Here is a 9,626-nt window from a genome sequence, read left to right as displayed (position 1 = left end):
GGGGTACGGGCGGTTGCCCGTACCCGGCCGAAGTGCTGCCGGTGACCGCGTCGCGAGCGGTGGTTACGCGTCGAGGCCGATGGCGAAGGCGGCTTCCAGGTCGTGCTGGGAGTACGTACGGAAGGCCACGTGCGTGTCGGTGGCCTCCACGCCGGGGATCTTGCTGATCCGGCCGGGGATGACCTCGGCGAGGTCGTCGTGGCGGGCCACCCTGACCATGGCGATCAGGTCGTACGTACCGGTGACCGAGAAGACCTCGCTGACGCTGTCCAGCGCCGCGATGGACTCGGCGATCTCCGGAATCCGGTCGACGCTGGTTTTGATGAGCACGATCGCGGTGATCACGGCTGGCTTTCTCCCTCGGTGGCCGTGGCTGGTGTCTTCACTCTAGCCCCACGCCGGTGAACCCCCCGGGCCAGGACGAATCCGGCGGCGAACCCGGCCACGTGGGCCAGATAGGCCACGCCCGGACCGCTCCCCGCGCCGCGCGCCGCCAGCCACTGGAGCGCGAACCAGAAGAGGAGCACGGTCCAGGCGGGGAAGCGGAGCGGCAGGAAGAGGAGGAACGGGAAGATGCTGGTGACCCGCGCCCGGGGGAAGAGGCGGAGGAACGCCCCCAGCACCGCCGAGATCGCCCCCGAGGCGCCGACCAGCGTCTGTTCGGAGTCCGCGTACGCCGCCGCGTAGACCACCAGGGTCAGGTAGCCGCAGCCCGTGTAGAAGAGGGCGAAGCCGAGGTGGCCCATCCGCTCCTCGGCCATGGCCCCGAACACGTGCAGGAAGAGCATGTTGCCCAGCAGGTGGAGCCAGCCGCCGTGCACGAAGAGCGCGGTGAACGGGGTGAGCCACGCGTGCGCGGAGCCGTCCCACAGATCGGCGGGGATCACCCCCCACCGCTCGAAGTAGCCCGCCTGGGCGGCGAGCGCCGCGTCGGCGGTGCCGTAGGAGGGGCCGAACCCGGAGACCGGGCTGATGAGGAAGACCAGGCAGCACACGGCCATGAGGCCGTACGTGACGGGGGCGCCGCCCGCCGCTGCCGGGAGGCGGAGTCTCCGTACCGCGCCCGGCGGGCCCGCGTCACGCTGTTCGATCATGTACGGAGCATGACGTACCGGGACGGAACGGAACGGGCCGCCTCGCCGTGCCGTCGGCCGGGTGCGAGGCCGTAGGGTTGCCCCAGGACACCCGCAGTTCGACGGCGCACCGCGAGATCCTTGAAGCAGGACAGGACGGGGCTCGGTCCGGGACGGCACGAGCCCCGACGACGAAAGAGGACGGCACGATGACGACGGTTCCCCAGCCGACCGACGCGACCCGCTGGCGCTGCACGCTCTGCGGGAACCTCACGCGTTTCGACGTGACGCGGTCGTCGAAGGTGGTGGAGTACGTCCACCTCGACCTGGCCGGTGACGCCAGTGTCGAGGAGCGGGAGGTCGTCAGTGAGACGATCGAATCGGTGCGCTGCCGCTGGTGCAGCGCGGTGGACCAGATCGAACTGGTGGACAGGCCAGGTGCCGACTCCTGACGGAGTCGCGCCACGGACATGATGGGGTGACGGATGGTGGAGCAGCCGACCAACGGCGCTGATCCGGCCGATGGGGCCGACGGCGCCGTCGAGGCGCTCGACCGCCCGCTGCCCGAGGGAGTGCGGCGGCGGGTCGTCTCGCTGGTCTCGGACGCCTTCGGGGGTCTGACGGTCGGCGAACTGCCCGCGCAGCTGCGGCAGTACGCCCGCTTCACCCCGACCCGGCGCGCGAAGTTCGCCGGGAACGCCATGGCCGCCGCGCTGGAGGGCGACGCGCGCTTCCGCGGGCGCATCGGGGAACGGATCGCGGCGGCCCAGCCGGAGCTGGCCCGCGCCCTGGAGGCCGGCGCCCCGCCGGCCGCCGCCGATCCGGTGGACGTCGCCGCCGCCGCGTACGTGCTGCGCCCGGTCGGCTGGGTCAAGCTGGTGCAGGCCGCCGGCGAGGAGGTCCAGCGGGCCACCGCGGAGCGCGCCGACGACGAGACCCGGCGCGAGACGGAACGCCTGCGCGAGGAACTGGCCCAGGCGCGCGGCCAGACGAAGGCCGACACCGAGCGGCTCCGCGCCGAACTGGACGCCGCCCGCAAGGAGTCCGAGTCGCTCCACCGCAAACTGCGCAGCGCCCTCAGCGAGGTCAAGCGCAGCGAGGCCGCGCTGCGCCGGGCCGCCGCCGAGGCGGACGCGGTACGCGCCGAGGCGGCGGCGCAGGTCTCCCAGGCGGAGAGCGAGACCCGCCGGCTCAAGACCCGCCTGGCGGAGGCCGAGACGACCGTGGAGGCGAGCCGCAGAGCCGCCCGCGAGGGCCGCTCGGTCGAGGACATGCGGCTGCGGCTGCTGCTGGACACCGTGCTCGACGCCGCCGCGGGGCTGCGCCGCGAGCTCGCGCTGCCACCGTCGACCTCCCGTCCCGCGGACGGGGTGGACGCGGTCGAGCCGGGCCGGATGTCGCCCAAGGACATCGCCGCGCGGGCGCTTTCGGAGACCGATCCGGCGTTGTTGGACCAGCTGCTGGCGCTGCCGCAGGCACACCTGATCATCGACGGCTACAACGTCACGAAGACCGGCTATCCCCAGATGCCGCTGGAGAAGCAGCGGTTGAGACTCCTGGGCGGGCTGTCGATGCTCGCCGCGCAGACCGGCGCCGAGGTGACCTGCGTGTTCGACGGGGCGGAGCTGGCCGTGCCGGTGCTGCTCGCGCCGCCGCGCGGGGTGCGGGTGCTCTTCAGCAAGGCGGGGGTGACCGCCGACGAGCTGATCCGTCAACTCGCCCGTGCCGAACCGCCGGGGCGGCCCGTCGTGGTGGTCTCCACCGACCGGGAGGTGGCGGACGGGGTGGCCAAGGCCGGTGCCCGGCCCGTCGCGTCCGCTCTGCTCCTGAAGCGGCTTTCGCGCGTGTGACGCCGCGGCCGGTGAGCTCTCCCGCGCTGCGGGTTTCGTCCGTGACGACCGGTACGGCCCGTCGTGCGGCTTCGGGGGAAACGTATCGTCAACTCCCGGCCACGCGCCGTGCGTCGGCGGCGGGGAAGCGGCGAGTGTGACCAATTCCCTCCGGGAAGGATTTGAACTGATCACAACTAGGTCACTAGGGTCAGGGCTCGAACCTTCGCACGGTTGATCACTCATTCGGGGTGGCGGCGAAGGAACCGCCGAGTCCGTGATGTGCGCGGAGCCGGGTCGTACCGGGTGCTCTGCCCTCCGTCCTGGTAGGCGGCTCTGAGGAAGAAGGAGCTCGCCTTCGTGGCGTCCCACCGTCGACCCAAGCAGCCGAGCCGCACTCGTGTGACCGTGCTCACCGCGACCGCCGCAGCCGCCGTGGCCCTCTCCGCCCAGGCCGCGCACGCCGACCCCAAGCCGACCAAGAGCGAGGTCAAGGCGGAGGTCGACAAGCTCTACGGCGAGGCCGAGGCCGCCACCGAGAAGTACAACGGCGCCAAGGAGCAGCAGGAGAAGCTGAAGAAGGAGGTCGACGCCCTCCAGGACAAGGTCGCCCGTGAGCAGGCCGACCTCAACGGCCTCCGCGGCGAACTCGGTTCGCTCGCCACCGCGCAGTACCGCTCCGGCGGCATCGACCCCTCCGTGCAGCTCTTCTTCTCCTCGGACCCGGACAGCTTCCTCGACCAGGCCTCCGCGTTGGACAGCCTCACGGCCAAGCAGGCCGAGTCGCTGGAGAAGATCCAGGCCAAGCAGCGCACCCTCGCCCAGGAGCGCAAGGAGGCCCAGGCGAAGCTCGCCGAGCTCTCCGACGTCCGCGACGCCCTCGGTGCGAACAAGAAGAAGTACCAGAAGAAGCTCGCCGACGCGCAGGCCCTGCTGAACACCCTCACCGCCGCCGAGCGCCAGAAGATGGCCGACGACGAGGAGCGTGCCAGCCGGTCCGCCGACACGCGTGTCGACCTGGGCAACGAGGTCCCCGCGTCCGCCCTCGGCGCCGCCGCCCTCTCCAACGCCGCCACGCAGATCGGCAAGCCGTACGTCTCCGGCGGTACGGGCCCCAGCTCCTTCGACTGCTCGGGCCTCACGCAGTGGGCGTACCACCAGGCCGGTGTCGAGATCACCCGCACCACGTACACCCAGATCAACCAGGGCACCCAGATCGGCCGCAGCCAGCTGAAGCCGGGTGACCTGGTGTTCTTCAACAACACCGAGCACGTGGCCCTCTACGCGGGCAACAACACGGTGCTGCACGCCCCGCACCCCGGCGCGTACGTCCGCTACGAGTCGATGAACACCATCGGCAGCTTCCAGGTCGGCGTCCGCATCTGACGCCCCGTACCTGACGCCCGGCAGCCGGTGCCCGACGCCCGAACGGGCGAATCGGTTCGCCCCCGCACCGCGCCCCGCCCCGACGGAGACCCAGGTCACCGCCGGGGCGGGGCCGTTTCGTCCCTCGCGCGCCCCGGCCGGTCCTTGGTCGTCGTGTAACCGGACGATTACTGTCTGTCTGCTGTGCGGCTCCCGTCCGTCGTCCCACCTGTCCCGGGTGGCAGGGGGCCGCGTGCGTACGCGCGCAGCGGAAGGAGTGCGGCTCCCGTGGTCTCCCATCGCCGTCCCACCCAGTCCGGCCTCAACCGGGGCGTCCGCGCCACGGTCCTCACGGCCGCCGCGGCGAGCGCCGCCGCGGGCCTCACCGGGGCCCCGGCGAGCGCGGCCCCGCACGACCGGGACGCCACCCGGGCCCGCGTCGACCAGCTGTACCGCGAGGCGGAGCGGGCCACCGAGCGGTTCAACCGTGCCGGGGAGGAGACCGGCCGGCTCCGCGACGAGGTCGCCAGGGCCCAGGAGGCCGCCGCCCGCACCCGGGAAGCCCTCAACAGGATGCGCGGGGGCCTCGGCGCCATCGCCGGGGCGCAGTACCGCGAGGGCGCCCTCGACCCCGCCCTGGCCCTGCTCTTCTCCTCGGACCCGGACACCTTCCTCGACCGGGCCGCCACCCTCGACCGGCTCGGCGCCCGCCAGGCGCTCGCGCTCGACAAGCTCCGCCGCACCCGCCAGAAGCTCGACCAGATCCGCGCCGAGGCCGCCGACGACCTGCGGGACCTGGAGCGCAGCCGTGCCGCCGTGGCCCGTCACAAGCGCACCGTCGAGTCCAAGCTCGCCGAGGCCCGCCGCCTGCTGGCCGCCCTTCCGCCCGAGCAGCGCGCCGCCTACGACGACCGCGCGTCCCGCTCCGGCCGCCCCCCGGGCCCCGGCGGCACCGGGGACCTGGACGCCCTGCGGGCCGGCGCCGCCGGTCTCCCCGGCTCGGCGAGGGCCCTCGCCGCCCTGGCCGCCGCCCAGCAGGCGCTCGGCCGCCCGTACGTCTGGGGAGCCAACGGCCCCAGCGGCTTCGACTGCTCCGGGCTCATGCAGTGGGCCTACGCCCGCGCGGGCGTCAGCCTGCCGCGTACCTCCCAGGCCCAGCGGTACGCGGGCCGCATGGTGCCGCTCTCCCAGGCGCTCCCCGGCGACCTCGTCGCCTACCGGGCGGACGCCAGCCACATCGCCATGTACGCCGGGAACGGCCAGGTCATCCACGCCCCGTACCCCGGCGCCGCGGTCCGCTACGACCCCGTCGGCATGATGCCCGTCTCCTCGGTCACCCGGGTCTGACCGTACGATCGGCTGAATGGCAGAACCAGGGCACGCTCCGAACGCGGCGCCGTCCGTCCCGAGCGCGGGCCGGGCGGCGCCCGACGCGCGGCGGGACCGCCCCCGCGGCCGGATCCGGCGTGCGGCGGGCGTCCCGCTCGTCGCGCTGCTGCTGGCCGGGCTGATGGCCGCCGGGGGGTGCGCCGCCCCCGACCGCTCGGCGGACTCCGCCACCGCCGGGGAGATCGGCGCGGTCCTGGACCGGCGGGCCGCCGCCGTGCTCGACCACGACACCGCCGGATACCTGGCCGTGGTCGACCCGGACGCCACCGCGCTGCGCGCCGCCCAGCGCACCTCGCTGGCCGACCTGGCGCAGGTGCCGCTGCGGTCCTGGACGTACACGGTGAAGTCGGTGACCGCCCGGGGCGCCGGCCGGGTCACCGCCGACGTGGAGCTGGACTACCGCGTCGCGGGCTTCGACACCGCCCCCGCGACCGCCCGCCGCACCCTGGAGCTCGCCCGGGACGGCTCCGGCGGGTCCTGGTACCTCACGGCCGACCGGCCCGCGAAGGACGCGGCCGTACCCCTCTGGGACCAAGGCCCGGTCACCGCGGTGCACGGCACCCACAGCCTCGTCCTCGGCGTCGGCCGCCCGGCCAAGGAGCTGCGCGAGATCGCGGAGACCGCCGACCTCGCGGTCCCGGCGGTCTCCGCCGCCTGGCCGGACTCCTGGGCGGCGCGGGTGGTCTACCTCGTCCCCGCCTCCACCGCGGCCATGGCGGAGCTCCTCGGCTCGCCGGACGGGAGCTACCGGGGGATAGCGGCCGTCACCACCGGCGCGGTGTCCAGCGGGAACGGCCGGCCGGGCCTCGCCGACCGGGTCGTCGTCAACCCGGAGGCGTACGCCGGCCTCGGCACCTTCGGCCGCCGGGTCGTCCTCACCCACGAGACCACGCACGTGGCGACCCGGACGTCCACCACCGCCGCCACCCCGCTCTGGCTCTCCGAGGGGTTCGCCGACTGGGCCGCGTACCGGCAGGAGGACCGTACGGCCGGCGAGATCGCGCCCGAACTCGCCACCGCCGTCCGCGCCCGGGACCTGCCCGCCGCGCTCCCCGCGGACGACGACTTCGCCTTCGACCGGGACGCGGACGCGCTGGCGCGGGCGTACGAGGGCGGCTGGCTCGCCTGCGTCCTCGTCGCCGAGGAGTGGGGCGAGGACGCGCTCACCGACCTGTACCGGGCGGTGGGGGCGCACGACGGGCGCGAGGGGGCGGTGGACACCGCGATGGAGAAGGTGCTCGGCATCGGCGAGCGGGAGTTCACCACCCGCTGGCGCGACTACCTCACCGAACGGCTCGGCTGAGGCACCGGCGCCCCGGCCTCCCCGCCGGTCCCGGCCGAGGCCTCGTCCAGGGCCGTTTCCGGGGCTTCGTCCGGGGCCCCGTCCGGTGCGGCCACCGGCCGCGTCCCGCGCCACAGCCGCGCCGCAGCGATCACCGTCGCCGCGACCAGCAGGCCGTTCCGTACCAGGAGCAGCGCCACGCCCGTGCCGTCGCCCGCCACCACGTGCCCGAAGCCCAGCGGGAACTCCAGGAAGGTCACCGGACAGGCCGCCAGGACCAGGCACGCGGGCAGGCCCGACCGGCTGCCCGGGAGGACCAGGCAGACCGCCGCCAGACCGACCAGCCACACCAGGTACTGCGGGCTGATCACCCGGCTCGTCGTCGTGAACACCAGCACCGCCGTGAACGCCGCGTCCGCCGCGGTGTGCGCCGCGAAGGTACGGGCCCGCAGCCGCCACACCAGCAGCCAGCCGAACGCCGCCCCGCCCAGCCCGAGCGCCAGCGCCGACACCAGCTCCACCCGGGGGCCGAGGAACTCCATCGAGCCGTAGCGCAGCTCGATCCAACCCGGCCAGCCCGACCACCGCGCCAGTTGGAGCACCACCCCGCCCAGCGACTCGATCTCGGTGCCCCGGTCCCGCTGGTACGTCAGGAACGCGAACGCCCCCGGCATCGCCAGCCAGAACGCCGCCGCCATCGCCCCGGCCACCACCACCGCCGCCGACCACGCGCGGCGGGTCGCCCGCCCGGGTGCCGTCCCCACCAGCACCAGCACCGGCCACACCTTCAGCAGCGCCCCGAACGCCGCCAGCGCCCCCAGCACCCGCGGCCGGCGCACCCCGGCCAGCAGCCCCGCCACCGCGACCGCCGTCACCATCAGGTCGTACCGGGCGTAGACGGTCGGGCCCAGCAGCGGTACGCCCGCCACCCAGAGCCAGGCGCCCGTGCGCCGCGCACCGGGCCGGGCGCCCGCCCGCAGCAGCAGCCCCAGCACCAGCGCGTCGCAGACCAGCACGAGCACGGCGAACGCCGTCGGGTACGCCAGGAACGGCAGCAGCGCGGGGGCCAGCACCGGCAGCGCCGCCGCCGGAGGGTACTGCCAGGTGACGTCGCCCGCGGGGAAGGCGCCGGTGCGCAGCACCTCGTACCAGCCGTGGTAGATCACCGAGACGTCCACGGTGACGTCGGGGCCCGGAACCGTCACCACCTTCAGCACGCAGAGCAGCAGCACCGCCCTGGTCGGCGTCCACACCGCGAGGACCCCGCGCGTGCCGGCCCGTCCCGTCATGGCTCTTCCGCCCCTCGTGCCGTACGTCCGGTCAGCCATGATGCCGGGCCCCGCCGCGCGCGGGACTCAGGCGCGGCCGGTGGCGGGGAGGCCGGTCGCCGACGGGACTCCGGCAGGGCGCCGGGGCCGGTTGACGGCGGGACTCCGGCGGGTCGCCGGGCTGACCTGACACGGGGAGGTCCGGCGCGCGGGGCGGGTCCGTTACTGTCGGCGGCGATGGACAAGACCTTGATCGTGACCAACGACTTCCCGCCCCGCCCCGGTGGCATCCAGGCCTTCCTGCACAACATGGCGCTGAGGCTGGACCCCGGACAGCTCGTCGTCTACGCCTCCACCTGGAAGCGGAGCGAGGAAGGGGTGCGGGCCACCGCCGACTTCGACGCCGACCAGCCCTTCACCGTCGTCCGCGACCGCACGACGATGCTGCTGCCCACCCCCCGGGTCACCCGGCGCGCGGCCGGGCTGCTGCGGGAGCACGGCTGCACCTCCGTCTGGTTCGGCGCCGCCGCCCCGCTCGGCCTGATGGCCCCCGCGCTGCGCCGGGCCGGCGCCCGCAGGCTCGTCGCCACCACCCACGGCCACGAGGCCGGATGGGCCCAGCTCCCCGCCTCCCGTCACCTGCTGCGCCGCATCGGGGAGGGCACCGACACGATCACGTACCTCGGTGAGTACACCCGGTCCCGGATCGCCGCCGCGCTCACCCCCGAGGCGGCCGGACGCATGGTGCAACTCCCGCCCGGCGTCGACGAGAAGACCTTCCACCCGGCGTCCGGCGGCGACCGGGTCAGGGCCCGGCTGGGGCTCACCGACCGGCCCGTCGTCGTCTGCGTCTCCCGGCTGGTGCCGCGCAAGGGCCAGGACACGCTGATCCTCGCCATGCCCGCGATCCTGGCCCGCCACCCCGACACCGTGCTCCTGATCGTCGGCGGCGGCCCGTACGCCAAGGACCTGGAGAAGCTCGCCGCCGAGACCGGCGTGAGCCGTTCCGTGCGCTTCACCGGCCCGGTGCCGTGGGAGGAACTGCCCGCGCACTACGGCGCCGGAGACGTCTTCGCCATGCCCTGCCGGACCCGGCGCGGCGGCCTCGACGTGGAGGGCCTCGGCATCGTCTACCTGGAAGCCTCGGCGACCGGGCTGCCGGTGGTGGCCGGCGACTCCGGCGGGGCGCCCGACGCCGTCCTGGACGGCGAGACGGGCTGGGTGGTGCGCGGCGGCGACGCCGGGGACACCGCCGACCGGATCGTCACCCTGCTCGGCGACGCGGAACTGCGCCGCCGCATGGGGGAGCGGGGACGCGAGTGGGTCGAGGAGAAGTGGCGCTGGGACCTGCTCGCCGAGAAGCTCCGCACGCTGCTCTGACCGCGCTACGACGGAGAGGGGCCCGCACGCGCGTGCGGGC

9 protein-coding genes are annotated in these 9,626 nt (G+C 74.6%); 6 read left to right on the top strand and 3 right to left on the bottom strand.

Annotated elements, in window-relative coordinates; genetic code table 11:
- Positions 1-63: 63 nt before the first annotated feature.
- Together ACFWEE_RS32415 and ACFWEE_RS32410 are read right to left on the bottom strand one after the other, a co-directional pair.
- Entirely contained in the window at positions 64-345 is a 282-nt protein-coding gene (locus tag ACFWEE_RS32415) for an Lrp/AsnC family transcriptional regulator (protein WP_173262987.1), read from the bottom strand.
- On the bottom strand, positions 342-1,094 hold the full coding sequence (locus ACFWEE_RS32410) for a rhomboid family intramembrane serine protease (RefSeq protein ID WP_386894793.1): 753 nt from the start codon (positions 1,092-1,094) through the stop codon (positions 342-344). Before ACFWEE_RS32410 ends, ACFWEE_RS32415 begins: the two co-directional genes overlap by 4 nt.
- A gap of 188 nt (positions 1,095-1,282) precedes the next feature.
- Here ACFWEE_RS32410 and ACFWEE_RS32405 point away from each other — a divergent pair, with 188 nt between their 5' ends.
- The 5 genes from ACFWEE_RS32405 (at position 1,283) to ACFWEE_RS32385 (ending at position 6,959) form a co-directional block, all read left to right on the top strand.
- A complete protein-coding gene (locus ACFWEE_RS32405; protein ID WP_327175299.1) occupies positions 1,283-1,525 on the top strand; it encodes a hypothetical protein in 243 nt (80 codons plus the stop codon).
- A 36-nt stretch (positions 1,526-1,561) separates the two neighbouring features.
- Positions 1,562-2,923: an NYN domain-containing protein gene (locus ACFWEE_RS32400; protein ID WP_386894795.1), complete on the top strand. Its 1,362-nt coding sequence runs from the start codon at positions 1,562-1,564 to the stop codon at positions 2,921-2,923.
- 339 nt (positions 2,924-3,262) lie between these two features.
- The gene (locus ACFWEE_RS32395) at positions 3,263-4,288 is read left to right on the top strand and encodes an NlpC/P60 family protein (RefSeq protein WP_386894791.1); all 1,026 of its coding nucleotides are present in this window, start codon (positions 3,263-3,265) and stop codon (positions 4,286-4,288) included.
- 267 nt (positions 4,289-4,555) lie between these two features.
- Positions 4,556-5,614: an NlpC/P60 family protein gene (locus tag ACFWEE_RS32390; RefSeq protein ID WP_386894789.1), complete on the top strand. Its 1,059-nt coding sequence runs from the start codon at positions 4,556-4,558 to the stop codon at positions 5,612-5,614.
- Between the two features lie 16 nt (positions 5,615-5,630).
- The gene (locus ACFWEE_RS32385; protein ID WP_386894787.1) at positions 5,631-6,959 is read left to right on the top strand and encodes a hypothetical protein; all 1,329 of its coding nucleotides are present in this window, start codon (positions 5,631-5,633) and stop codon (positions 6,957-6,959) included.
- Here the strand turns inward: ACFWEE_RS32385 and ACFWEE_RS32380 are convergent.
- Positions 6,935-8,227, bottom strand: coding sequence for a glycosyltransferase 87 family protein (locus tag ACFWEE_RS32380; protein WP_386894785.1), 1,293 nt, complete (start codon positions 8,225-8,227; stop codon positions 6,935-6,937). The genes ACFWEE_RS32385 and ACFWEE_RS32380 overlap by 25 nt on opposite strands.
- Before the next feature lie 216 nt (positions 8,228-8,443).
- On the opposite strand from ACFWEE_RS32380, the gene ACFWEE_RS32375 reads away from it, so the two are divergent.
- Positions 8,444-9,586, top strand: coding sequence for a glycosyltransferase family 4 protein (locus tag ACFWEE_RS32375; RefSeq protein WP_386894783.1), 1,143 nt, complete (start codon positions 8,444-8,446; stop codon positions 9,584-9,586).
- Positions 9,587-9,626 lie beyond the last annotated feature (40 nt).

This window comes from Streptomyces sp. NPDC060184 (assembly GCF_042728795.1).
GTDB lineage: Bacteria > Actinomycetota > Actinomycetes > Streptomycetales > Streptomycetaceae > Streptomyces.
The sequence above is the reverse complement of the archived record's forward strand: the minus strand, read 5'-3'. Positions and strand labels throughout refer to the sequence as shown.

Bases quoted from the DNA above. Each gene is read 5' to 3' on its own strand.
- ACFWEE_RS32410 (WP_386894793.1), bottom strand. From the start codon at position 1,094: ATGATCGAACAGCGTGACGCGGGCCCGCCGGGCGCGGTACGGAGACTC.
- ACFWEE_RS32405 (WP_327175299.1), top strand. From the start codon at position 1,283: ATGACGACGGTTCCCCAGCCGACCGACGCGACCCGCTGGCGCTGCACG.
- ACFWEE_RS32385 (WP_386894787.1), top strand. From the start codon at position 5,631: ATGGCAGAACCAGGGCACGCTCCGAACGCGGCGCCGTCCGTCCCGAGC.
- ACFWEE_RS32380 (WP_386894785.1), bottom strand. From the start codon at position 8,227: ATGACGGGACGGGCCGGCACGCGCGGGGTCCTCGCGGTGTGGACGCCG.
- ACFWEE_RS32375 (WP_386894783.1), top strand. From the start codon at position 8,444: ATGGACAAGACCTTGATCGTGACCAACGACTTCCCGCCCCGCCCCGGT.